Raw genomic sequence first — 23,951 nt, 5'->3', positions numbered from 1 at the left:
GGGCGTTGGTCGTCCTCCGGTGGTTGCTCCCGCCTTTGGTGCCGCTGTTCGTCGGATGCCCAACCCTTCACCGGCCCCGACCGCTCTCCGCCGTCCGTACCCTTTCGCGGCAGCTGGCGCGCTTTCGTTGCCGCCAGAAACCCCCGACAGGAAGGGCGTAGGGGAGAGACCTGTGGGCGGCCCCTCCCTGCCCCTCAATTCATCATCCCCGTTGAAATGTGGGGCATGGGGGCTCCGGATATAGGACGTTTAAGGGCATGTCAAAACGCCTACTGGGTGGGATCCCCCCTATTTCCAGGAAACCATCCCCACCCCACCCCGGAACACCCCCAACCCCCGCCTGTGGAAAACGTGGAAACACACAGAGGGCCCCGGGCGGATCGCCCGGGGCCCTTCGCTCGTCATCGTTCCTTCGGTTGCGCGCGGGTCAGAAGTCGAAGCCGCCGAAGTCGCCTCCGCCGAAGTCGCCGCCCCCGAAGTCGCCGCCCCCGAAGTCCCCGCCTCCGAAGTCCTCTCCGGCGCCGACCTCACCGGCGCCCATGCCCATACCCATGCCCATCATCGACCCCATCATGGAGCCCATCATCATGCCGGTGAACATGCCCATCATCATGTTCATGCCGAAGTAGCCGCTCGCGTAGGGCGAGTAGGCCGGACCGGCGTCGTAGTACGGGCGGCGCTCGCCGTCCACCTCGACCAGGCGGACGTCGGGCTGGCCGCCGGTGCGCACCGCACGCGCGCAGTCGGCGCAGGCGGTGACCTCGCGGGGCGCGCCGCCGGGCGGGGCCCAGGTCACGTCCTCCACGGACGGGCCGTGCTGCGGGTTGAAGAAGCAGGGGCCGCGCCGCTCGGGCACCGGGTCGCCGTTGAGGCGGGCCCGGGTGGCGGTCATGTAGTAACGGCCGTCCTCCAGGGCACTGGTGACCAGCCTGACCTGCTCGGGCTCGCGGATGTTGTCCAGCTGGGCCTTGGCCTGGTCGTAGGCGTCCATGGCCTGGGAGTAGTCGTTGCGGGTGGCGTCGTCGACCTTGGAGACGTCGATCTCCAGCCGGGCGACGTCCTCACCGAGGCGCACGACGTCCTCGGTGGCCATCTGCCTGATCTCCTCCAGCTGCTTGGCCTTCTCGGCCTCGCGCTTCTTGCGGCTGCGGTGGACGAACCACGCGCCCGCGGCGACGACCGCCAGCAGGAGTCCGAGGAGCACGAACCCGGAGGTGGCCCCGGCAGCCTCGGCCTCCTCGACCTGGGTGGCGGCGTCGGGGATGGCGACGAGGGTGTCGACCTGGTTGCCGCCGCCCTCCCGGACGGCGAGCTGCTGGATGGCCTCGGTGTCCTCGACGTTGGGGGACAGCACCTGGAAGGTCTGGCTGCCCGCGAACACGCCGTAGACCCCGTCCCCGACCTCGTCCATGACGGGGTTCATCAGGGCGTCGAGACCGGCCTGGGAGGAGATGCTGTCGGTGGGCAGGATCACGTAGTAGACGGGGACGTCCGCCTCGGCGGCGGTCGACTCCAGGATTCCCTGCTCGGCCTCGGGGATCGCGTCGATGCTCGGGTCGATGAAGACGTTGTCGTTCCCGAGTTCCTCGGCGATCGCCTGGGCCTCGGGCGGTTGGGGTTGGGCGTCAGCCGAGGCGGGCGCCACCGCGGCGCTCACCATCGCCGCCGCGAGTCCGGCGGTCAGCACTGTGGGTGTTACCAAGCGGCGCAACATGATCGTTCCTCTCGCCTCCCTCTCCAACCTAGACGAACGGGCGCCCCTGCGGGGTTCCCCCTGTGCCGGATCTCACCGGTAGTACACGGTCTCATCCGCCGTACACAGCCCCATCCGCCGTAAAAGGTCTCACCCGTACACACAGCCTCACTCGCACACGCAGCTTCACCCGTACACACAGCCTCACCCACACACGCAGCCTCACCCGCACACACAGTCCCGCCCGCAACACACAGTCCCGCCCGCAACACGCAGCCCATCCGCCGTGCACGCTCCCACCGGCCGTACACGCGCAGCGGCCCGCCGGAAGTGCTCCGGCGGGCCGCTGCGGACGGGGGGCGGCGGGTCAGCCCTGGCCGGAGGCTCCGGCGGGAACCTTCTTCACGCCGGGCTCGCCGACCTCGCCCTCGACGTCGTCGTGCGCCTCGTCCAGCGGCACGAAGCCGGAGGCGTCGCGCGGCGCGTGGTAGCGGGCCACGTCCAGGATGCCCTCACGCTTGGCGACGATGGCCGGGACCAGCGCCTGACCGGCCACGTTGACCGCGGTGCGGCCCATGTCCAGGATCGGGTCGACGGCCAGCAGCAGGCCCACGCCCTCCAGGGGCAGGCCCAGGGTGGACAGGGTCAGGGTCAGCATGACGGTCGCACCGGTGGTTCCGGCGGTCGCGGCCGAGCCGATCACCGACACGAACACGATCAGCAGGTAGTCGGTGAGGCCGAGGCTGATGCCGGGGAAGAACTGGGCGATGAAGATCGCCGAGATCGCCGGGTAGATCGCGGCGCAGCCGTCCATCTTGGTGGTGGCGCCGAAGGGCACGGCGAACGCGGAGTAGTAGCGCGGCACGCCCAGGTTCTGCTCGGTCACGCGCTGGGTGACGGGCATGGTGCCCATCGAGGAGCGGGACACGAAGGCCAGCTGGACCGCGGGCCACACGCCGCTGAAGTACTTCACCGGGGACAGGCCGTTGACGCGGGCGAGCACCGGGTAGACGACGAACAGCACCAGCGCCAGGCCGATGTAGATGGTCAGCGCGAACTTGCCCAGGGCGCCGATGGTGGTCCAGCCGTAGCTGTACACGGCGTTGCCGAGCAGGCCCACGGTGCCGATCGGGGCCAGGCGGATGATCCACCACAGGGCCTTGAGCACGACCTGGAGCGCGGAGTCGGTGAAGGCGATGAAGGGCTCGGCGGCCTTGCCGACCTTGATCGCGGCGATGCCCAGGACGATGGCGATGACGATCAGCTGGAGGACGTTGAAGTCCAGCGAGGCGCTGAAGCTGCCGTCGTCGGCGCCGGAGACGCTCGCGCCCAGGCCGAGGAAGTTGGCGGGGACGATGCTCTCGATGAACGCCATCCAGGAGCCGGTGCCCGAGGGCTCGGCGGCGGTGGCCGCGTCCACGCCGCTGTTGACGCCGGGCCGCACGATGAGGCCCAGGGCGATGCCGATGCCCACCGCGACCAGGGCGGTCGCGCCGAACCACAGCAGGGTCTTCCATGCCAGTCGCGCCGCGTTGGTGACGTTGCGCAGGTTGGCGATGGAGGAGATGACGGCGAGGACGATCAGCGGCGGGACGATGGTCCGCAGCAGGGTGACGAAGGTCGAGCCGACGGTGTCGAGGGTGACGGCGAGCCAGTTGGTGGCGTCACCGGTCTCGGGGTCGGGCGGGCTGAGCTGGAAGGCGACGGCGCCCAGGACGACGCCGAGGACCAGGCCCGCCAGGACCTGTGCCGCGAACGGGAAACGGAGGGCTCTGCGCTTCTTGGGCGCGTCTGTGCTCTGTGCGGACACGGGATGGGACTCCAGTGGTGGTGAAGGCAGCCGGAGGGGTACGCACGGCGGAGCGGTCGGCGCCGCCGGGGTTTCCGGCACGGGGAACGGCGGGCATCACCGAGGGGATGGTGACACGGGGAAGAAGGGTGCGCGGCGCGCTGCCCGGAAGGGCGCGCGTGGACCTAGCGACACGCCTGACAGCCGCGGCGGCACAGGTCGATGTGCCACCGTCGCGTCAGTCCCCAGATGTTCGTCACAGACAAGGACAATAACGTTCGTTCCTTATCTATTCCATACGCGGGTGTCGACAACTTCCTGTCCCTGGCGCCACAACGTCCACTCCACGGGCACTGCGGCGCGTTCCGCCCGGCGCGGATGCGTCGAGGATCACTCGTTCCGCAGGGCAGGAGTCGCAGAAGCCCGCGCGGACCGTCTCAGGGCGGCTACGCTCCGTTCCGGGATGAGCGCTCCGTGTCCTGGGAGGGCGGATGCTGTTCGACCCCGTCAACGGCGGGTACGTGAACGTCGGTGCCCATCGGGAACGTGCGCGGGTCAGCGCGCCCTGCGGTCCGGACATCGACCCGACCGACATCCCGAACCGCTGACCACGTGCGAGGGGGGAGGCACCGGCAGCCGGTGCCTCCCCCCTCGCCTGCGCGTGGCTCACCCGCGCGTGGCGCGGACGCTAGGCGTCCTTGATCTCGCAGACCACCGCGCCGTTGCCCACGGTCTCGCCCGCGGCGATCCTCAGGCCCGTCACCGTCCCGGCCTTGTGCGCGTTGAGCGGCTGCTCCATCTTCATCGCCTCGATGACGACCACGGTGTCGCCCTCGGCGACCTGCTGGCCCTCCTCGGCCACCAGCTTGACCACGGTGCCCTGCATCGGCGAGACCAGCGAGTCGCCGCCCGCCGCCACGGTGTTCCCGCCGCCCTTGCGCGCGGTCCGCTTCCTGCGGCTCTGACCGCCACCGGCGGGGGCGGCGGCCGAGGCGCCCAGCCCGGCGGGCAGGATCACCTCCACACGCTTGCCGCCCACCTCGACGGTGACCCTCTCGCGCTCGGCCTCGACGGGCTCGCCCGGAGTGCCCGACCACGGCTCGATGGTGTTCTCGAACTCGGTCTCGATCCACCGGGTGTACACCCCGAACGGCTGCTCGGGGTCGGCCGGTGCGAAGGCCGGGTCGCTCACCACGGCCTGGTGGAACGGGATCACCGTGGGCATCCCGCCGACCGTGAACTCGGCCAGGGCCCGCCGCGAGCGCTGGAGCGCCTCCTGGCGGGTGCGGCCCGTCACCACGAGCTTGGCGACCATCGAGTCGAAGGCCTGGGGCACCGTGAAACCGGCCTCGCAGCCGGTGTCCACGCGCACGCCCGGGCCGCCGGGCAGGTTCAGCTCGGTGATGGTGCCCGGCGCGGGCATGAAGCCCCGCCCGGCGTCCTCGGCGTTGATGCGGAACTCGAAGGAGTGCCCCCGCACCTCGGGGTCGCCGTAGCCCAGCTCCTCGCCGTCGGCGATGCGGAACATCTCCCGCACCAGGTCGATCCCGGTGACCTCCTCGGTCACGGGGTGTTCGACCTGGAGACGGGTGTTGACCTCCAGGAAGGAGATGGTGCCGTCCACGCCCACCAGGAACTCGCAGGTGCCCGCGCCGGTGTACCCGGCCTCGGCGAGGATGGCCTTGGAGGAGCTGTGCAGCCGCTCCATCTGCTCCGCGGACAGGAACGGCGCGGGCGCCTCCTCCACCAGCTTCTGGTGGCGCCGCTGGAGCGAGCAGTCGCGGGTGGAGACCACCACGACGTTGCCGTGGGTGTCGGCCAGGCACTGGGTCTCCACGTGCCGGGGCCGGTCGAGGTAGCGCTCCACGAAGCACTCGCCCCGGCCGAAGGCGGTGACCGCCTCGCGCACCGCGGACTCGTAGGCGTCGGCGACCTCGTCCAGGGTGTGGGCGACCTTGAGGCCGCGCCCGCCGCCGCCGAAGGCGGCCTTGATCGCGATGGGCAGGCCGTGCTCCTCGGCGAAGGCCACGACCTCCTCGGCCGACTCCACGGGGTCGGCGGTGCCCGCCACCAGCGGGGCGCCGACCTTCTGGGCGATGTGGCGGGCCTGGACCTTGTCGCCCAGGGCGGTGATCGCCGAGGGGGGCGGGCCGATCCAGGTCAGCCCGGCGTCGATGACGGCCTGGGCGAAGTCGGCGTTCTCGGCCAGGAACCCGTAGCCGGGGTGGACGGCGTCCGCACCGGAGGCCTCGGCCACCGCCAGGAGTTTGGCGATGTCCAGGTAGGAGTCGGCCGGGGTGCTCCCGCCCAGGGAGTGGGCCTCGTCGGCGACCTTGACGTGCAGGGCGTCCAGGTCGGGCTCGGCGTAGACGGCGACGCTGGCGAGTCCGGCGTCGCGGCAGGCGCGGGCGATGCGCACGGCGATCTCGCCGCGGTTGGCGATCAGTACTTTACGCACGGTGGGAAATCCTTCTGGTCGGCGCGGGGCGGGCAGCGCGCCGTCCGCTCCATGGTGAGTCTGCGGGTGGGGACGGCGGGGTCATCGCGTGCTCAGCCGCCAGGCGCCGGGGCCCGGACGCGGCGGGGCTCCGCGCACCAGGCGCGAGCGGTCCCGCCACCCGGAGGGGCGTTCGGGGGCGGGCTCCTCGGCGGCCCGGGCGGCCCGGGCGCGGGCGCTGAGCACGGCGGTCAGGGCCGCGAGCTCCTCGGCGGTGGGCTCGCCGCGGACCACGGCCAGGTGCGGCGGGTTCTTCGGCGCGCTCACAGCGGGATGTTCCCGTGCTTCTTGGGCGGCAGCTGCTTGCGCTTGTTGCGCAGCGCCTTGAGGGACTTGGCGATCCGGACGCGGGTCTCGGAGGGCATGATGACCCCGTCCACGTAGCCCCGCTCCGCCGCGGAGTAGGGGTTGAGGAGGGTGTCCTCGTACTCGCCGACCAGCCGCGTGCGCTCGGCCTCGACGTCGTCGGCGGCGGCCAGCGTGCGCCGGTGCAGGATGTTCACCGCGCCCTGGGCGCCCATGACCGCGATCTGCGCCGTGGGCCAGGCCAGGTTGACGTCGGCGCCCAGGTGCTTGGAGCCCATGACGTCGTAGGCGCCGCCGAAGGCCTTGCGCGTGATGACGGTGATCAGGGGCACCGTGGCCTCGGCGTAGGCGTACAGCAGCTTGGCGCCGCGGCGGATGATGCCGTCCCACTCCTGGTCGGTGCCGGGCAGGAACCCGGGCACGTCCACGAAGGTCAGCACCGGCACGTTGAAGGCGTCGCAGGTGCGCACGAAGCGCGCGGCCTTCTCGGAGGCGTCGATGTCCAGGCAGCCCGCCAGGCTCAGGGGCTGGTTGGCGACGATGCCGACGGACTGGCCGTCCACGCGGCCGAAGCCCACCACCATGTTCGTGGCGAACTGGGCGTGGACCTCCAGGAAGTCGCCGTCGTCCAGGACGGCCTCGACCACCGTGCGCATGTCGTAGGGCTGGTTGGCCGAGTCCGGGATGAACGCGTCCAGGGCCAGGTCGGCGTCGGTGGCCTCGTCGCCCGGGGCGTCCTCGGGGGGCAGCTGCGGCGCCTCCTCCAGGTTGTTGTCGGGCAGGTGCGAGAGCAGCGTCTTCACGTACTCGATCGCGTCCTGCTCGTCGGCGCCCATGTAGTGCGCCACACCCGACCTGGTGTTGTGGGTGCGGGCGCCGCCCAGCTCCTCCATGGAGACGTCCTCGCCGGTGACGGTCTTGATGACGTCGGGGCCGGTGATGAACATCTGCGAGGTCTCGTCCACCATCACGACGAAGTCGGTGAGGGCGGGGGAGTAGACGTGGCCGCCCGCGGCCGCGCCCATGATCAGGGAGATCTGCGGGATGACGCCCGAGGCGTGGGTGTTGCGCTTGAAGATCTCGGCGTACAGGCCGAGCGCGACCACGCCCTCCTGGATGCGCGCGCCGCCGCCCTCGTTGATGCCCACGACGGGGCACCCGTTGGTGAGGGCGTGGTCGAGGACCTTGACGATCTTCTCGCCGTAGACCTCGCCCAGCGATCCGCCGAAGACGGTGACGTCCTGGCTGAACACCGCCACGGGACGTCCGTCGACCGTTCCGTGGCCGGTGACGACGCCGTCACCGTAGGGGCGGTTGCTCTCCAGGCCGAAGCTGGTGGAGCGGTGTCGGGCCAGGGCGTCGAACTCCACGAACGAGCCGGGATCGAGCAGTGCGTCGATCCGCTCGCGGGCGGTCATCTTGCCTTTGGCGTGCTGTTTCTCAACGGCTCGGGCAGACCCTGCGTGTACGGCCTCGTACCGGCGTCGTTGCAGGTCGGCGAGCTTGCCCGCGGTCGTGTGGATGTCGATCTCGTCCGCGGACAGCGGTTCAGGGGCTTCGGTGGCCATAACTACGCAGGTTAACCGCGAGGGGTCGTCACACGAGAACCCAGCCCGGGTTACCGGCCAGTAGGTACGCGGCGGCGGGCCCCCGACCAGGCCCGTCGCCGGAGCCCGGATCCGGAGCGTGCACGAGAAGCACACAAAGCCCACGGAACGTACACGCGGAGTCCGCGGCGAGGAACGCGGTATCACCGAAAACGCGTGAGGAAATGTGCTCTCCTTTCTTGTGAGCAACAATGGTTAACGCCCGGGCAAAACATCGAAAATACGCCCCCGCGCACCTGGCGGCGGGTGCGATCTCTGTAGGGTCGGTGACCATGACAGCGGTAAGCGCGGAACGCGACAGTGCACGGCAGGAAGTTCCCGAGCAGCTCAGGAATGACGTCAAACTGCTCGGCGAGATGCTCGGAACGGTCCTCGCCGAAAGCGGCGGCGAGGATCTGCTCGCCGATGTCGAGAAGCTCAGGAGGGCGGTCATCGGCGCCCGCGACGGGTCGGTCACGGGGGAGGAGATCACCGCGATCGTCGCCGCCTGGCCGCTGGAGCGCGCCAAGCAGGTGGCCCGCGCCTTCACCGTCTACTTCCACCTGGCCAACCTGGCCGAGGAACACCAGCGGATGCGGGCCCTGCGCGAGCGCGACGACGCCGCCAACCCGCCCCGCGAGTCCCTCGCGGCGGCCGTCCGCGCCATCCGCGAGGGCGAGGGCGGTGAGGAACGCCTCGACGAGCTGATCGCGGGCATGGAGTTCCACCCCGTGGTCACCGCCCACCCCACCGAGGCGCGCCGCCGCGCCGTGTCCACCTCCATCCTGCGCGTCAGCGCCCAGCTGGAGGCCTGGCACTCCTCCCACGAGGGCAGCAGCGCCGCGGCCGAGGCGCACCGGCGCCTGCTGGAGGAGATCGACCTGCTCTGGCGCACCTCCCAGCTGCGCTACACCAGGCTCAACCCGCTCGACGAGGTGCGCACCGCCCTCGCCGCGTTCGACGAGACCATCTTCTCCGTCATCCCGCAGGTCTACCGGAGCCTGGACGCCGCCATCGACCCCGAGGGCACCGGCGTGCGCCCGCCCCGCGCCACGCCCTTCGTGCGCTACGGCAGCTGGATCGGCGGCGACCGCGACGGCAACCCCTACGTCACCTCCGACATCACCCGGGAGGCCGTGCTCATCCAGTCCGAGCACGTGCTGCGCGGCCTGGAGGCCTCCTGCACCAAGGTGGCCCGCACCCTCACCGCCTACTCCAACCTCACCCCCGCCAGCCCGGCGCTGCTCGACGCGCTCGCCTCGGCCAAGGCGGGACAGCCCGAGCTGACGGCGGAGATCGGGGCGCGCTCGCCCAACGAACCGCACCGCCAGCTCCTGCTGCTGGCCGCCGCCCGGCTGCGCGCCACGCGCGAGCGCGACGCCGACCTGGCCTACCCCGACGCCGACGCCTTCCTGGCCGACCTGCGCACCGTGCAGGAGTCCCTGGCCGAGGCGGGCGCGGTCCGCCAGGCCTACGGCGAGCTCCAGCACCTGGTCTGGCAGGCGCAGACCTTCGGCTTCCACCTCGCCGAACTGGAGATCCGCCAGCACAGCGAGGTGCACGCCGCCGCGCTCGCCGAACTGCGCGAGGGCGGGGAGCTCTCCGAGCGCACCGAGGAGGTCCTCGCCACGATCCGGGTGATCGCCTGGATCCAGGAGCGCTTCGGCGTGGAGGCCTGCCGCCGCTACGTCGTCAGCTTCACCCGCTCGGCCGAGGACATCGCGGCCGTGTACGAGCTGGCCGCCCACGCGCTGCCCGCCGGACGCGTGCCCGTCCTGGACGTCGTCCCGCTGTTCGAGACCGGCGCCGACCTGGACGCCTCGCCGCACGTGCTCGACGGCATGCTCAAGCTGCCCCAGGTCAACAAGCGCCTGGACGAGACCGGCCGCAGGATCGAGGTCATGCTCGGCTACAGCGACTCCGCCAAGGACGTCGGGCCGGTCAGCGCCACCCTGCGCCTCTACGACGCCCAGGCCCGCCTGGCCGCGTGGGCGGAAGAGCACGACGTGCGCCTGACCCTGTTCCACGGCCGCGGCGGCTCGCTCGGCCGCGGCGGGGGCCCGGCCAGCCGCGCCCTGCTCGCCCAGGCGCCCGGCTCGGTCGGCGGACGGTTCAAGGTCACCGAGCAGGGCGAGGTCATCTTCGCCCGCTACGGCCAGCCCGCGATCGCCCGCCGCCACATCGAGCAGGTCGGCCACGCGGTGCTGATGGCCTCCACCGACGCCGTCCAGGAGCGCGAGCGCTCCGCCGAGCGCCGGTACCGCGCCCACGCCGACACCATCGCCCGCGCCGCCCAGGAGGCCTACCTGGAGCTGATCAACACCGAGGACTTCGCGGTGTGGTTCTCCCGGGTCAGCCCCCTGGAGGAGCTGGGCGAGCTGCGGCTGGGCTCGCGCCCCTCGCGGCGCGGCGCCGCGCGCGGGCTCGGCGACCTGCGGGCCATCCCGTGGGTGTTCGCCTGGACCCAGACCCGGGTCAACCTGCCGGGCTGGTTCGGCCTGGGCACGGGCCTGGCCGCGGTGGAGGACCTGGGCGTGCTCCAGGCGGCCTACCGCGAGTGGCCCATGTTCTCGTCCCTGCTGGACAACGCGGAGATGAGCCTGGCCAAGACCGACCGCGACATCGCCCAGCGCTACCTGGCGCTGGGCGGGCGGCCGGAGCTGACCGAGCGGGTGCTCGCCGAGTACGACCGCACCCGCGACCTGGTGCTCAAGGTGACCGGGCACAGCCGCCTGCTGGAGAACCGGGCGGTGCTCTCCCGCGCGGTGGACCTGCGCAACCCGTACGTGGACGCGCTCTCGCACCTCCAGCTGCGCGCCCTGGAGGCGCTGCGGGGCGAGGAGGCCGACTCCCTGTCTGAGGAGGACCAGCAGCACCTGGAGCGGCTGCTGCTGCTCTCGGTCAACGGCGTGGCGGCCGGACTCCAGAACACCGGCTGACCGCTGGTCGGCCCGTACACGCGAGGGCGCCCCGCACCCGGGAGGGGGCCGCGGGGCGCCCTCGCGCGTGCCCGAGCCCGTTACTCGGGGAAAGCGCTGGTGTCGATGGTGAGGTCGAACGGCTCGGGGAGGTGGATCTCCTTGCCGAAGGGGACCTTCGTGGAGCTGGTGTACCTGCCGTTCTCCGGATCGGAGTAGAGGGTGACCTCGCCCCCGCCGGTCTGCGGGTCCCAGCGGTCCACCAGCAGGTACAGGGGGATACCGGCGTGCGCGTAACCCCAGAGCTTGGGCTTGCGGTCCTTGTCCGCAGTGCTCCTCGATGTCACCTCGACCACCAGTAGGGCGTCGGACATCATGCTGTCGGGGTCGTACTCCATGGCCGAGTAGGGCAGGATCACGAGGTCGGGGATGTAGACGCCGGTCCTCATGGGGACGCGCACATCAAGAGTCTGATGGAGGCTCGCGTCCGCGAGGTCGCTTCCATCCCGCAGGAACTCGCGATACATCTCCCTTTGGATCAGGGAGACGATGTGGGCGTGTTCGCGTGTTGGAGGTGCCACAAGAAAGAGCCCGCCTTCGATGATCTCGGCCCGCCACCCGTCGGGCAGGTCCAACTCCTTCCAGGTGCGCAACATGAGCTCCCAGTGAGACGGTGTTCCGGGAGCCGTCTCAGTTTCCGCGATACTCATCTGTCGCGTCACCTCCAGTAGCTGAACGTAGCAACGCACGACCATCAAAGTGCTGGTTTCAGCTTAACGGGCGGCCCTTTGCCGCACAGGGGTTTCCGGACAGGGTTGCGGCGCTGCTGTAATGGGGGCATGGCCAGCGCACACGACCCCTTCCCGCGACCCCCGCTCGACGGGGCGGCCCTCGACGCCGCCCTCGCCCGACCGGGCGGCATGTGGCACCGGGTCGAGGTGCTCCCCGAGGCCGCCTCCACCAACACCGAGCTGACCGCGCGCGCCGTGGAGGGCGCCCCGCACGGCAGCGTGCTGGTCACCGAGCACCAGACCGCCGGGCGCGGACGCCTCGGCCGCGGCTTCTCCACCCCGCCGCGCGCCGCCCTCACCTTCTCCCTCCTGGTCCGGCCCGCGGTGCCCGTCACCCGCCTGGGCTGGCTGCCCGCGCTCATGGGCGTGGCCGCGGTCGGCGCCGTGCACCGGGTGACGGGGGTCAAGGCCGCGCTCAAGTGGCCCAACGACGTCATCGTCCCCGCGCACCTGCGCTCGGAGCCCGCGACGGCCGACGGCAAGCTCGCGGGCATCCTCTCCGAGGCCGACTTCTCCTCCGGCCACCCCGGCGTGGTCGTGGGGATGGGCCTCAACGTGTCCCAGGAACGCGCCGAACTCCCCGTGGACACCGCCGTCTCCCTGCGCGGGGAGGGGTCGGACGCCCTGGACCGGGGCGTCCTGCTCGCCGCCGTCCTGGGTGGGTTCGAGGAGCTGTACACGGTGTGGACCGCCGCCGGAGGCGACGCCGAGGCCAGCGGGCTGGCCGCCGCCTACCGGGACGCGTGCGTCACCATCGGGCGCCGCGTGCGGGTCCACCTGCCCGGGGACCGGGTGCTGGAGGGCGCCGCCACCGGTGTGGACGCCGACGCCCAGCTGCTGGTGCGCGGACCCGGCGGGGAGCGGGCCCTGAGCGCGGGCGACGTCGTCCACGTGCGCCCCGGTTCCTGACGACCGCCCCCGGCGCCCGACCCCCGCCCCGGGCCCTTCGCCGCCGTCCACAGGGGACTTCGGGCACTCCCGCGGCGGCCCTTCCGTGTGCGATCATCACCGGGTGCGGCCGCCGCCGACCGCGGCCGCGCGGGCCTGTCGGCAGGCACCCTGTCAGGGGGAGAACCGCGGGCGTAAGCTGGAGTGGAACCCCGTGCCGCGTTGTTGGCCGGTGCCGAAGTGACTGTTCCCCGCCCCGGCGGGGATGGCCCGTGAAAGAGAACGTATGCCGTCGCGTCCCGACCCGAAAGCGATCGAGTCCGCCCTGCTCGGCGGTGAAGCGGTCTACACCAGGGAGCAGGCGATCGAGCTCGCCGGCGCCGACAACGAGCTGGCCGGGCGCATCTGGCGCGCCCTGGGCTTTCCCAACCAGGGCGACGACACGGTCACCTTCGCCGAGAGCGACGTCGAGTCGCTGCGCATCGCCAACTCCCTCGTCCAGGAGGGCGTCCTGGACGAGGAGGGCGTGGTCCGCTTCGCCCGTGCGATGGGCCAGACCATGGCCCGCCTGGCCGACTGGCAGACCAGCATACTGAGCACCCTCATCTACCAGGAGGGCGAGGACTCGGTCAGCCCGCTGATGAACCGGGTCAAGGAGCTGCTGCCCGACGTGGAGCGGCTCCTGCTGCACATCTGGCGCAGACAGCTCGCCGCCTCCTCGGCCCGCACCCTCGCGGTGATGTCCGACAACGACGCCGTGCCCAACTACTACCCGCTGGTCGTCGGGTTCGCGGACCTGGTCTCCTTCACCACGCTGAGCCGCGAACTCGACGAGGTCGAGCTGGCCGGGGTGGTCGAGGGCTTCGAGGCCACCGCCGCCGACATCGTGGCCTCCGGCGGCGGCCGTGTCGTCAAGACCCTGGGCGACGAGATCCTCTACGTGGCCGACTCCCCGGCCGAGGCCGCCGACATCGCGCTGCGCCTGGCCTCGGGCGTCAAGACCCACGTGGAGGTGCCCGACGTCCGGGTGGGCCTGGCCGCCGGGCCGGTGCTGACCCTGCACGGCGACGTGTTCGGCACGACCGTCAACCGCTCCAGCCGCCTGACCTCCTTCGCCAGACCCGGCACCGTCCTCATCGACGAGAGCCTCGCCGAGAGCCTGGCCGAGGAGGAGGGACTCCAGGTGGTACAGGTGCGCGCCCGGCACGCGCACGGACTCGGCCTCATCCAGCCCTACGCCCTGCGCCGCAACTTCGAGCCCGCGGGCTGAGAACCCCCCGTCCCTCCCCGCCCGACCACCGTGTGCGCCCGGGCCCGACGGGATAGGCTCGAAGGCGTCGCACCCGACCGCGAGAGGCCAGGTGGTGAGCCGGTGACCGATCCCTCCCCCGTCCATCGTCTGCGTACCTCGGGTGTCTTCAGCCTCGAGGGCGGCGGTTTCGACGTCGAGAACAACGTCTGGATCGTCGGAGACGACGACAGCGCCATCGTCATCGACGCCGCCCACGACCACGAGGCGATCGCCCGGGGTCTGGGAGACCGCGAACTCATGGCCATCGTGGCCACCCACGGGCACAACGACCACGTCAACGCGGCCGTCGCGCTGGCCGACCTGGCCGACTGCCCGATCCTGCTGCACCCCGACGACGCCGAACTGTGGTACCGCGTGCACCCGCACCGGGAGCCGGACGCCCCGCTGCTGCACGGCGAGACGCTGGTGGTGGGGGGAGTGGAGCTGGACGTCCTGCACACCCCGGGCCACACGCCTGGAGGGGTGTGCCTGTACGCGCCCGCGCTCGGGGCGGTCTTCACCGGCGACACCCTCTTCCCGGGCGGTCCCGGTGCCACCGGGCAGCCGTTCTCGGACTTCCCGACGATCATCGCCTCGATCCGCGAACACCTCGCGGGCCTGCCGCGGGACACGGTCGTCCACCCCGGCCACGGGGAGTCCACCACCGTGGCCGAGGCCGCCGAGAACCTCGACGCCTGGGCGTCCCGGGGGTTCTGAGCCGGGTACTGCTCGGCGCCGACCGGCGCCGGGCGGGCTGATCCGCCGGGCCGTCCGGGGCCCGCTCCGGCATCCGCCGTGTCGGGGCCTTTCGGGACAGCAGGGCCGGTCAGCCCCTTCCGAACCGGTCCTCTACGCTCGGATTGCACATCCTGGATCGGAGCACCATGAACCCCACCCGTCTCGCCCCCGCGGTTCTCCTCGTCGCCCTGGCCGCCACCGCGTGCGGCCCCGAGCCCACTGCCGAGAGTGAGAAGCCGACGGCCGCGGCCACGTGCCAGGAGCACGTCGAGCGCTCGTGGGAGTCCCTGGTCAGCGCGGAGTTCGAGACCTCCTCCGACATCACCGTGACCAGTGCCGAGGACCCGTGGGAGTACGAGGTCGTCGCCAGCGCCACCACGGAGAACGACGCCGGCGAGGTGGAGCGCGCCGAGTACAGGTGCTTCGCCGTCAACAACTCCGGTGACTGGTTCGTGGTGGACATGCGGGACGTCGCGTAGGAGCCGGACACGGCAAAGGCGCCGCGTCCGCCGGGGAAGCCCGTTCCCCACGGGGGCACGACCGCCCGCCCGGCACCGTCTGCTCCGCCCGCGGGCAGGGGGAGCCGCTGGACCGCGGCGGTCGCCCGGTCCGGAGGAACCGGTGCCGAGCTCCATGCCGAACCCGATCGGGCCCGCTCCCCGGCGAACCGCTCCGCCACCGTCGCCCCGAACACCGCCTGAGGCGCGTAAAACCGGTGGAACCCGGCACGCCCGAGCCTCTAGCGTTGGCCCTCCGACGACGAGAGGCGGAAGCGGATGACACTGGTACGCAAGGGAACCCGGCGGATCACGGTGGACGGGACCGCCTACCGGTGGCGCACCCGCAAGGGCCTCACCCGGGCCCAGCGCAGGCAGCCCCACGGCGGACCGATGACCTTCGTGGTCGAGGGCGCCGAGACCCCCGGCAACCCGCTCGTGGTCACCCTGGGCCACGCCCGCCCCCAGGGGTACTGCTGCCCCTTCTGCGCCCCGACCGGCCCGGAGCCCGAGCCGGTCACCCCGGCGCGGGTGGCCGCCGCCGTCCGCGGCGCGCTGGCCGAGGGCTGGCGCCCCGGCGACAGCAAAGGCCCGTTCCGGCTGGACGGCTCCTCCCTCTGACCGGCCCCGGGGCGACCGCTTCGGAAGGCCGCCCCGGCCCGATCAGCAGGTCTGGCCCGGGGCGGGTCCGGCCTTCAGGACCTCGGCCCGGAACCCGGTCGCGGTGCCCGTGTCCCGGACGGCCGTCAACGTGCCGAAGGCTCGTCAGTGGGTGCGGAGGGTGTGGATGAGGCGGGCGATGTCGGCGGCCTCGTCGTGGGCGCCGATGGTCAGGGCGAGCCGGTGGACCTCGGTCAGGGCGACGAGGAGGCCGGTGATGAGTGTGGACACGGGGGTGCGGTTCCGTTTCGGGGGTCGAGGGGTTCATCCCGGCATGGGACAGGGGCCGTGGAGCGTCGGGTTGACGGAGGTCCACGCGCAGCCGGACACGGGGCAGTGCCAGTGCGCGGTGGGATGGACGCGGGCGATGACCGCCTGGGCGCGGCGGATCCGGGCGTCCAACCCGTGGGGGGTGGCGTCGGAGAGGGGTGCGAACTCGGCGTCGCCCTGGTAGAAGGCGAAGAAGCGCCGGGACGCCGGTGCCCACATCACCCACCAGAGGCGGCGGTGGTGTGCGTGGAGTTGCTGGGCGGCCGAGTACTGCGCGCGGTCGTCGCTGACTTCCCAGGCCACTGCGCTCACCATTCCCCCACTGCTCACGTCCGAGTCGGGCGGAGGGCGGTCGGTAGCCTCGGCCCTTCACGGAGTCAGCATGCGCCTGAGGAGAAGGTTTCCTCGACCATCTGCGGGGTCTCGGTAAACACCTGACGAGGTGGGGAACCCAGGCGTAACCTCTCGCGTATGGCGGAACCCCCTTTTCCCGATGTGCTCACCAAGTTCCGAGAGCTGAACGGGCTTTCCCAGAAGCAACTCGCGCACCGTGTCCACACGTCCGTGGCCTCGGCTTCCCGATGGACGAATGGGCATGCACTACCGCAACTGCCCATGGCGGAAAAACTGGACGCCGAGCTGAAAGCGAACGGAAAGCTGCTGGCCGCGTGGCGTGAGGCGACCACAGGTACGACACTTCCGGAGTGGGTGCGCTCGATTGCGGACATCGAGATGGAAGCGCGAACTGTTCAGGTTGTGATGCCCGTACTCGTACCGGGATACCTCCAGAGCCCGTCGTACGCGTCGTTGCTCTTCCGGTCCGGCTGGCCCTTCGCCTCTGACGAGGAGATTGCCCGGCTCACCAAGGTTCGTATGGAGGTGTTCGGCCGGTTGCCCCGACTTCGAGTGACAGCGGTGTTCCCGGTGACGGCGTTGACCGGAGTGGACGAGGCGGTACGACGGGAACAGGCCGCTCATCTGTTGGACCTGATCGGCTCGGGTCGGGTGGTGGTGCACCTGGTTCCGGAGGGCTCGATGCTGATGGAGCCCCCCACACCGATGATGGCGTTCCGGCTGCGCTCGGGGGAAGCGGTGATCACGAGCGACAACCCAGATGGAAATGTCATTCACGCGGCCCACATGCACGAGCGGTTGCACGCACTCATCACGGGGGCACTCGCGGTGGCGCTTCCCGCTCGACACTCACTCGAAGTACTCAGGGAATTGGCATGAACGACTGGTGCAAGAGCAGCTACAGCGCCAACGCGCATAACTGTGTCGAGGCGCGGGAGTACGCGGGAGGGGTGGACGTACGCGACACCCAGAACCGGGAACATGGATACATCACCGTCCCGGCGGGTCAGTGGGTGGCGCTTCTGGCCGGACTGGAGCGGGGCCTGTAACAGCCCATCCGGCACCCAGGGAGTTGTCGTGAACGACTGGCACAAGAGCAGCTACAGCCTCAACGGGTCGAACTGCGTCGAGGCGCGCGAGCACGCGGCAGGCGTGGACGTGCGCGACACCCAGAACCGCGAGCTGGGGCAACTGGAGTTCGCCGCCAGCGAGTGGACCGCGCTCGTGGACTCCCTCAAGCACCACGGCTAGCGACCACCTGACCAAGGGCAGCACCTCCATGGGAGGCGCTGCCCTTCTTCATGCCCGGCAGGGCGATCGCAAATGATTCCAATTCGGGCTAAAAGGATAACTCTGGCGGAGGGTGAAAACTCACCTGTCCTTTTCCGGCGTGTGCTCTGATCTGGGGTTATGTCCGACCGGGTGGTTTTTTCGAGTCGGGTTCGAAGAAAAGTTCGCCATCACGCTCCGTGTGTCCTAATCTTCTACCCGAACACACAACTCCATACGCAGAAAGACCCCGCGACGGTTTCCCACCGCCCGGGGTCGTGGCCAGCAACTACGAACCTTTAACCCAAGGAATTTGCCAGCATGCGCCAGTTTAGCGCTGCGCTTCTCAGCCGTGCCTTCGGCCCGCTGATCGCGTTCTTCTCCTCCCCGTGCGGACGCCACTCCACCGTTGTCGGCCGCCGACGACGCTCCTCCCGCGTCCGCCGTTACGCTCCCTCACCGCCCGCCGCTCCCGTGCAGACCGGTCGGAACCGGGCCCCCTCACGTCGCACGGCTCCCACACCTCCCGCGTCTCCCGGGCCTCGCAAAACGCCCGCGCGCCCCAGGGTTCCCGCGCCGCGACTCGCGCCGCCCAGGGAACGGATCGACGCCGAGGAAGTCGCCCTCGTACGCCCCTACTTCACCGCCCACGAAAGCCTTCGCGCCGCCGAGACCCGGGTTCCCGCACCCCGCAAGCCCGAACCCCGCAAACCCGAGCCCCAGAACCTCGCGCCCCGAACCCCCGCACCTGGCGGACCCGGCTCCGGCACCGCGCCCCGGGAAACCGAGACCGAGGAGGTGCGCCGCGCGTTCGAGCAGGCCCGGATACGCGCCGCCGCCATCGTCCGGCAGTGGCGGGAGGACCCCGGCGGTGACCTGCTCGGCGGCCCCGTGCCCCGTTTCGGCGTCGTCGGACCCCCGCGACCCACGCCCGTGCCCGCTCAGCCCGGCGAGTGGGACGAACTCACCTCCCGCATCCGCCTCCTGCTCCGGCAGCGGCAGGGCGCGACGGTGTGAACGCCGCCCTGACGGGGGAGGGCCCCGGTCCACGTCCCGACGACCCTCCGGTCGAACCGGCCAGGGGGTGCGGCGGGGCCGGTTCGGGTTCGCGCCCCGTCCGCCGACCCGGGAACGCACCCCCGGGTCGGCGGACGGGACCGGCCTCGGGCCAGGTCCGATCAGGCCAGGTCCGAGTACCGACCGACGTTGGGCACCGGCGGGGTGTCCTTGGGCCGCACGCCGATCTTGGACCCCAGCCACACCAGCGGGTCGTACTTGCGGTCCACCACCCGCTCCTTGAGCGGGATCAGCGCGTTGTCGGTGATGCGGATGTTCTCCGGGCACACCTCCGTGCAGCACTTGGTGATGTTGCAGTACCCCAGCCCGAACTCCTCCTGGGCGATGAGCCTGCGGTCGGCGGTGTCCTCGGGGTGCATCTCCAGCTCCGCCACCCGCATGAGGTAACGCGGACCCGAGAAGTGCTCCTTGTTCTCCTCGTGATCACGGATCACGTGGCAGGTGTTGTTGCACAGGAAGCACTCGATGCACTTGCGGAACTCCTGCTGGCGTTCCACGTCCTCCTGGCTCATCCGGAAGTCGCCCGGGGCCTTGGCCGGATCCGGTGTGAACGAGGGGATCTCCCGCGCCTTCTGGTAGTTGTACGACACGTCGCACACCAGGTCCCGGACCACCGGGAAGGCGCGCATCGGCGTCACCGTCACCACCTCGTCGTCCTCGAACACGCTCATCCGCGTCATGCAGGACAGCCGGGGACGGCCGTTGATCTCCACCGAGCACGAACCGCACTTGCCCGCCTTGCAGTTCCACCGCACCGCCAGGTCCGGGGTCTGGGTGGCCTGGAGGCGGTGCAGCACGTCGAGCACCACCTCGCCCTCGTTGACCTCGACCCGGTACTCGGCGAGCCCGCCCTCGCCCGAACCCCGCCACACCCGGAACACACGCTCGCTCATGACTGGCCCTCCTCGGCCGCGCCGTCCGCCGCCCCCGACGCGGGCAGCTCCTCCTCCGTCAGGTACTTGGCCAGCTCGTCGCGTTCGAAGAGGGCGAGCAGCCCGGCCGGGATGTCGGCGAGCGCGAGCCGCGACAGCGACACCCGGTCGGAGCGGTCGGCCCGCACCGCCAGGTTCACCCGCCGCCACTCGGCCGACATGCCGGGGAAGTCCTCGCGCGTGTGCCCGCCGCGCGACTCCGTGCGCTCCAGGGCGGCCGCGGCCACCGCGCGCGAGACCAGGACCATGTTGGGCAGCGCCAGCGCCAGGTGCCAGCCCGGGTTGTAGACCCGGTCGCCCGGCGCGCTGAGCGCGCGCGACCGCTCCGCCAGCTCCTCCAGCCGTTCCAGGGCCCGCTCCATCTCCGGACCCCTGCGGATGATGCCGACCAGGTCGTTCATGGTCTCCTGGAGTTCGGCGTGCAGCGTGTACGGGTTCTCGCCGCCTTCCGCCCTGAGGAAGCGCAGCGCGTACGAGGACGCCTCGTCCGCCGCCCGGTCCAGGAGCCCGGCCGGTGCGGGCCGGTCGCCGAGCCCGTCCACGTAGGCCGCCGCGCCCAGCCCGGCCCGGCGCCCGAACACCAGCAGGTCCGACAGGGAGTTGCCACCCAGCCGGTTGGAGCCGTGCATGCCGCCCGCCACCTCACCGGCCGCGAACAGCCCGGGCACGTCGGAGGCGGCGGTGTCGGCGTCCACCCGCACCCCGCCCATCACGTAGTGGCAGGTGGGGCCCACCTCCATGGGTTCGGCGGTGATGTCCACGTCGGCCAGCTCCTTGAACTGGTGGTGCATGGACGGCAGCCGCTTGACGATCTCCTCGGCGGGCAGGCGCGTGGACACGTCCAGGAACACGCCGCCGTGCGGCGAGCCCCGCCCCTCCTTGACCTCGGTGTTGATCGCCCGCGCGACCTCGTCGCGGGGCAGCAGCTCCGGCGGCCTGCGGTGCCCCGCGGGGTCGTCGTACCAGCCGTCGGCCTCCTCCTCGCTCTCGGCGTACTGGGAGCGGAACACGTCCGGCACGTAGTCGAACATGAACCGCCTGCCCTCGGAGTTGCGCAGCACGCCGCCGTCCCCGCGCACCGACTCGGTGACGAGGATGCCCTTCACCGACGGCGGCCAGACCATCCCGGTGGGGTGGAACTGGACGAACTCCATGTTGATCAGGGAGGCCCCGGCGCGCAGCGCCAGCGCGTGGCCGTCGCCGGTGTACTCCCAGGAGTTGGAGGTGGTGCGGAAGGCCTTGCCGATGCCGCCGGTGGCCAGGACCACCGAGGGCGCCTCGAACAGGACGAACCCGCCGTCCACCCGGCGGTAGCCGAACGCGCCGACGATCCGGCCCGGCGTCCTTCCGCCCCCGGCCGGGTCCGCACCCGTGTTCCCGCCCGCGCCCGCGTCCACAGCGGTGGCCCCGCCCGCGCCGCCGTCCGGCCGCACGGCCGCGTCGTCCTCCGTGATGAGCCGGGTGATCGCGGTCTCGGCGAACACGCGGATGCGCGCCTCGGGGTCGCCCAGCTCCGCGGCGTCCTGCTGCTGGAGCGCGACGACCCGCTGCTGGAGGGTGCGGATCATCTCCAGGCCGGTGCGGTCGCCCACGTGCGCCAGCCTCGGGTACTCGTGGCCGCCGAAGTTGCGCTGGCTGATCTTTCCCTCGGCGGTGCGGTCGAAGAGCGCGCCCCAGTACTCCAGTTCGAGGATGCGCTCGGGCGCCTCGCGGGCGTGCAGCTCGGCCATGCGCGGGTCGTTGAGGAACTTGCCGCCGCGCACGGTGTCGCGGAAGTGCACGCGCCACCCGTCGTCGGGGTTGGCGTTGCCGAGGGCGGCCGCCGCGCCGCCCTCGGCCATCACGGTGTGGGCCTTGCCGAACAGCGACTTGGAGATGACCGCGGTGCGCTTGCCCTGCTCGCGGGCGGCGATCGCGGCCCGCAGCCCGGCTCCGCCCGCCCCGATCACCACGACGTCGTAGGCGTACCGGGTGATCCCGGGTTCTGCTGTGGGGGGCATCTGGTCGTGCCTTCCTTCCCCTTGGCTCAGTTGAGGATGCGCAGGTCGTTGATGGTGCCGCTGGCGACCAGGGCGATGTAGGCGTCCGTGAGGATCAGGGTCGCGATGCTCAGCCAGCCGAAGTACATGTGCCGGTGGTTGAGCACGGACAGGCGGCCCCACATCCAGTAGCGGACGGGGTGCCTGCCGAAGCTGCTCAGCCGTCCGCCGAAGATGTGGCGGCACGAGTGGCAGCTGAGCGTGTAGCCCCACAGCATGAGCACGTTGACGAGCATGATCAGGTTGCCCAGCCCGATGCCGAAGCCGCCCTCGGCGCCGTGGAGGAAGGCGATCAGCATGTCCCACGTGTTGATGAGCGTGATGACGAAGGCCGCGTAGAAGAAGTAGCGGTGGCCGTTCTGGACCAGCATCAGGGGGCGGGTCTCGCCGGTGTAGGCGCCGTGGGGCTCGCGCACGGCGCACGCCGGGGGAGAGAACCAGAACGAGCGGTAGTAGGCCTTGCGGTAGTAGTAGCAGGTCAGCCGGAACAGCAGCAGGATCGGCAGGCTGACCAGGGCGTAGGGGATGAGCGGCGGGAACTCCACCGGCAGGCGTCCGAACAGGGCCGCGTCGGGCGCGCACTGCTGCGCGATGCACGGCGAGTAGAACGGGGTCAGGTAGTGGTGTTCCTGGACCCAGTAGTGGTCCTGCTGGAACACCCGCAGGGTCGCGTAGACGACGAAGGTGGCCAGCCCCAGCGCGGTGAGGAGGGGGCCGAGCCACCAGTTGTCGGTGCGCAGGGTTCGTTGGGGGATGCGCGCCCGGCCGCCCCCGGGGCCTGCGTTCTCGGTCGCTGTCACCGTTGTCTTGCACCTCCTGTGGGAAGGTCCCGGTCGGGCGGGGCGCGGTACCCGCCTGCTTCGGCCGCGACCGCAGCGCCGGACGGCCGCGGGGAGGAGCCGTGGCGAACCGTCCCGCAACGCAACGTTAGGGCGTTGTGATCACGGTCACGTCCCGGAGGGCGGGAGGCGTCGGGGAAAGCTATGTGAAATGCGCCACTTCTAAGCGCTTATTTGGGGAGTTTTGTCGCCTTAAGTGGCCAAAAATCCCTTATGGCAGTGGGGTTGCTTCAGGGGCGCCGGTGGCGTGTGGTAAAGGAGTCTGCCGCCCGAATCCGGCAGCGGTCGCCCCGGAGCGTGGCGCTCCGGCAGGCGCGCGGAGGGCGCGGGTGCCCGGGGCGGGTGGACGTGGAGCGTCCGCCGACGGGTTGCCGGGTTCGGGTCGGCCGGAAGTGTTACCGGTGTGGCGCCAGCGGCCCCGGCCCGTGGCGAAGGGGCGCGGGTGCCCTTCCGGGCGGGCTTATGGGCGAGGCCGCCCGGGGGCCTGACGGGTTAGTCCGTTTAGTCCGTCCCGCCCTCCGGGGAGGGGTCCGGCGGGTCAGTCCGCCCCGTCCTCGGGGGAGAGCAGGACCTCCAGGTCCGGGCCCAGGTCCTGCGGCGACATGCCCAGCAGGTAGCCGTTGAGGTGCCGGCGGAACGCCTCCGCCGAGTGCGAGGGCTCCACGTCCCGGCGCCGCGCCAGCGCCACCGTCCGCAGCAGGCGCGGCCGGGCCAGCGGGGTTCCGCGCAGGCTCTGCCGGTTGCGCAGCACCATGCTCGGCACCACGGCCAGCCCCATGCCCGCCTCCACGAACCGCAGCACGGCGTCCATCTCCCCGCCCTCCACGGCCAGCTCGGGCTCGAACCCGGACGCCCGGCACGCGCGCAGCGTCGCCTCGCGCACGTCGTAGCCGCGCCGGAACATCACCAGCGGGCGGCCCCGCAGCTCGGTGATGCGGATCGAGGCCCGCCCGTTGGGGGAGGGGCCCGACATCGGGCTCGCCACCACCAGGTTCTCCCGCAGGATCGGCGTCGTGGAGAAGTCGGGGTCGCTGCTGTGCAGCGGCAGGATGATCAGCGCCAGGTCCAGCTCGCCCCGCCCCAGGTCGCGGATGAGGTCGCGCGAACCGCTCTCCTCCACCTGGAGTTCGATACCGGGGAAGCGGGTATGGAAGTCGGCGAGTACGTCGGCCAGCAGCCCCGCGCACAGCGACGGGGTCGCGCCCAGCCGCACGCGGCCCCGGCGCACCCCGGCCAGTTCGGCGACCTCGCGCCGGGCCGTCTCCAGGTCGGCGAGCATGCGCTGGGCGAGCGGAAGCAGCGCCTCGCCGGCCGGTGTGAGTGTGATGTTTCCCCGGGCACGACTGAATAACGGCGCACCCAGCTCCTGTTCGAGGCTGCGGATCTGCTTGCTCAGACTGGGCTGTGCGACGCGCGAAAGCTCTGCTGCGCGGGTGAAATGGCGTGTGCGGGCCACCGCGACGAAGTAGGCCAGCTGCTGGAACTGCATGCTCCATAGCCTACGTCTATCGACTCAA

Annotated in this window: 22 protein-coding genes; 10 read left to right on the top strand and 12 right to left on the bottom strand. The window is 71.3% G+C overall.

Annotated features, from left to right (window positions below):
* Positions 1-427 precede the first annotated feature (427 nt).
* The 5 genes from NDAS_RS19510 to NDAS_RS19490 form a co-directional block, all read right to left on the bottom strand.
* On the bottom strand, positions 428-1,687 hold the full coding sequence (locus NDAS_RS19510; protein WP_041552872.1) for a hypothetical protein: 1,260 nt from the start codon (positions 1,685-1,687) through the stop codon (positions 428-430).
* A gap of 373 nt (positions 1,688-2,060) precedes the next feature.
* Positions 2,061-3,503 (bottom strand): dicarboxylate/amino acid:cation symporter, encoded by a 1,443-nt coding sequence (locus tag NDAS_RS19505; protein ID WP_013154949.1) that lies wholly within the window; start codon positions 3,501-3,503, stop codon positions 2,061-2,063.
* 667 nt (positions 3,504-4,170) lie between these two features.
* A complete protein-coding gene (locus NDAS_RS19500) occupies positions 4,171-5,940 on the bottom strand; it encodes an acetyl/propionyl/methylcrotonyl-CoA carboxylase subunit alpha (RefSeq protein ID WP_013154947.1) in 1,770 nt (589 codons plus the stop codon).
* 81 nt (positions 5,941-6,021) lie between these two features.
* Positions 6,022-6,246, bottom strand: a complete 225-nt coding sequence (locus NDAS_RS19495) for an acyl-CoA carboxylase subunit epsilon (protein WP_013154946.1) — start codon at positions 6,244-6,246, stop codon at positions 6,022-6,024.
* Complete coding sequence (locus NDAS_RS19490; RefSeq protein ID WP_013154945.1) at positions 6,243-7,853, bottom strand: acyl-CoA carboxylase subunit beta; 1,611 nt, start codon at positions 7,851-7,853, stop codon at positions 6,243-6,245. Before NDAS_RS19490 ends, NDAS_RS19495 begins: the two co-directional genes overlap by 4 nt.
* A 311-nt stretch (positions 7,854-8,164) precedes the next feature.
* On the opposite strand from NDAS_RS19490, the gene NDAS_RS19485 reads away from it, so the two are divergent.
* On the top strand, positions 8,165-10,810 hold the full coding sequence (locus NDAS_RS19485; RefSeq protein WP_269473041.1) for a phosphoenolpyruvate carboxylase: 2,646 nt from the start codon (positions 8,165-8,167) through the stop codon (positions 10,808-10,810).
* A gap of 80 nt (positions 10,811-10,890) precedes the next feature.
* On the opposite strand, the gene NDAS_RS19480 is transcribed toward NDAS_RS19485, so the two are convergent.
* Positions 10,891-11,445 carry a Uma2 family endonuclease gene (locus NDAS_RS19480; RefSeq protein WP_117198992.1) on the bottom strand — a complete coding sequence of 185 codons (555 nt, stop codon included), beginning with the start codon at positions 11,443-11,445 and terminating at the stop codon, positions 10,891-10,893.
* A 183-nt stretch (positions 11,446-11,628) separates the two neighbouring features.
* Between NDAS_RS19480 and NDAS_RS19475 the strand changes: the two genes are divergently transcribed.
* The 5 genes from NDAS_RS19475 (at position 11,629) to NDAS_RS19455 (ending at position 15,615) form a co-directional block, all read left to right on the top strand.
* Complete coding sequence (locus tag NDAS_RS19475; protein WP_013154942.1) at positions 11,629-12,489, top strand: biotin--[acetyl-CoA-carboxylase] ligase; 861 nt, start codon at positions 11,629-11,631, stop codon at positions 12,487-12,489.
* 265 nt (positions 12,490-12,754) lie between these two features.
* Positions 12,755-13,738, top strand: coding sequence for an adenylate/guanylate cyclase domain-containing protein (locus tag NDAS_RS19470; RefSeq protein ID WP_019611367.1), 984 nt, complete (start codon positions 12,755-12,757; stop codon positions 13,736-13,738).
* 102 nt (positions 13,739-13,840) lie between these two features.
* On the top strand, positions 13,841-14,476 hold the full coding sequence (locus tag NDAS_RS19465) for an MBL fold metallo-hydrolase (protein WP_013154940.1): 636 nt from the start codon (positions 13,841-13,843) through the stop codon (positions 14,474-14,476).
* Between the two features lie 167 nt (positions 14,477-14,643).
* The gene (locus tag NDAS_RS19460; protein ID WP_013154939.1) at positions 14,644-14,976 is read left to right on the top strand and encodes a GIY-YIG nuclease family protein; all 333 of its coding nucleotides are present in this window, start codon (positions 14,644-14,646) and stop codon (positions 14,974-14,976) included.
* A 297-nt stretch (positions 14,977-15,273) separates the two neighbouring features.
* The gene (locus tag NDAS_RS19455; protein WP_013154938.1) at positions 15,274-15,615 is read left to right on the top strand and encodes a hypothetical protein; all 342 of its coding nucleotides are present in this window, start codon (positions 15,274-15,276) and stop codon (positions 15,613-15,615) included.
* 144 nt (positions 15,616-15,759) lie between these two features.
* On the opposite strand, the gene NDAS_RS29600 is transcribed toward NDAS_RS19455, so the two are convergent.
* Positions 15,760-15,885, bottom strand: coding sequence for a hypothetical protein (locus tag NDAS_RS29600; RefSeq protein WP_013154937.1), 126 nt, complete (start codon positions 15,883-15,885; stop codon positions 15,760-15,762).
* Positions 15,886-15,918: 33 nt separating this feature from the next.
* Positions 15,919-16,227 carry a hypothetical protein gene (locus tag NDAS_RS19450; protein WP_041552870.1) on the bottom strand — a complete coding sequence of 103 codons (309 nt, stop codon included), beginning with the start codon at positions 16,225-16,227 and terminating at the stop codon, positions 15,919-15,921.
* A 168-nt stretch (positions 16,228-16,395) separates the two neighbouring features.
* Here NDAS_RS19450 and NDAS_RS19445 point away from each other — a divergent pair, with 168 nt between their 5' ends.
* The 4 genes from NDAS_RS19445 to NDAS_RS29665 all read left to right on the top strand — a co-directional run bounded on the left by NDAS_RS19445 (position 16,396) and on the right by NDAS_RS29665 (position 18,564).
* Positions 16,396-17,157: a helix-turn-helix domain-containing protein gene (locus NDAS_RS19445; RefSeq protein WP_013154935.1), complete on the top strand. Its 762-nt coding sequence runs from the start codon at positions 16,396-16,398 to the stop codon at positions 17,155-17,157.
* Complete coding sequence (locus tag NDAS_RS28160; RefSeq protein ID WP_013154934.1) at positions 17,154-17,327, top strand: DUF397 domain-containing protein; 174 nt, start codon at positions 17,154-17,156, stop codon at positions 17,325-17,327. Before NDAS_RS19445 ends, NDAS_RS28160 begins: the two co-directional genes overlap by 4 nt.
* A gap of 28 nt (positions 17,328-17,355) precedes the next feature.
* Complete coding sequence (locus NDAS_RS28155) at positions 17,356-17,529, top strand: DUF397 domain-containing protein (RefSeq protein WP_013154933.1); 174 nt, start codon at positions 17,356-17,358, stop codon at positions 17,527-17,529.
* A gap of 816 nt (positions 17,530-18,345) precedes the next feature.
* Positions 18,346-18,564 (top strand): hypothetical protein, encoded by a 219-nt coding sequence (locus tag NDAS_RS29665; RefSeq protein WP_312038762.1) that lies wholly within the window; start codon positions 18,346-18,348, stop codon positions 18,562-18,564.
* Between the two features lie 161 nt (positions 18,565-18,725).
* Here NDAS_RS29665 and NDAS_RS19435 read toward each other — a convergent pair whose 3' ends face one another.
* The 4 genes from NDAS_RS19435 to NDAS_RS19420 all read right to left on the bottom strand — a co-directional run bounded on the left by NDAS_RS19435 (position 18,726) and on the right by NDAS_RS19420 (position 23,923).
* Positions 18,726-19,517: a succinate dehydrogenase/fumarate reductase iron-sulfur subunit gene (locus tag NDAS_RS19435; protein WP_013154931.1), complete on the bottom strand. Its 792-nt coding sequence runs from the start codon at positions 19,515-19,517 to the stop codon at positions 18,726-18,728.
* On the bottom strand, positions 19,514-21,556 hold the full coding sequence (locus NDAS_RS19430; protein ID WP_013154930.1) for a fumarate reductase/succinate dehydrogenase flavoprotein subunit: 2,043 nt from the start codon (positions 21,554-21,556) through the stop codon (positions 19,514-19,516). The genes NDAS_RS19435 and NDAS_RS19430 overlap by 4 nt, the downstream gene beginning before the upstream one ends.
* Positions 21,557-21,582: 26 nt before the next feature.
* On the bottom strand, positions 21,583-22,395 hold the full coding sequence (locus NDAS_RS19425; RefSeq protein WP_013154929.1) for a hypothetical protein: 813 nt from the start codon (positions 22,393-22,395) through the stop codon (positions 21,583-21,585).
* 577 nt (positions 22,396-22,972) lie between these two features.
* Positions 22,973-23,923, bottom strand: coding sequence for a LysR family transcriptional regulator (locus NDAS_RS19420; protein ID WP_013154928.1), 951 nt, complete (start codon positions 23,921-23,923; stop codon positions 22,973-22,975).
* Positions 23,924-23,951: the final 28 nt, after the last annotated feature.

The organism is Nocardiopsis dassonvillei subsp. dassonvillei DSM 43111 (assembly GCF_000092985.1).
Lineage (GTDB): Bacteria > Actinomycetota > Actinomycetes > Streptosporangiales > Streptosporangiaceae > Nocardiopsis > Nocardiopsis dassonvillei.
Note: the sequence above shows the minus strand (reverse complement) of the source record. Positions and strands in the feature narration are given on the sequence as shown.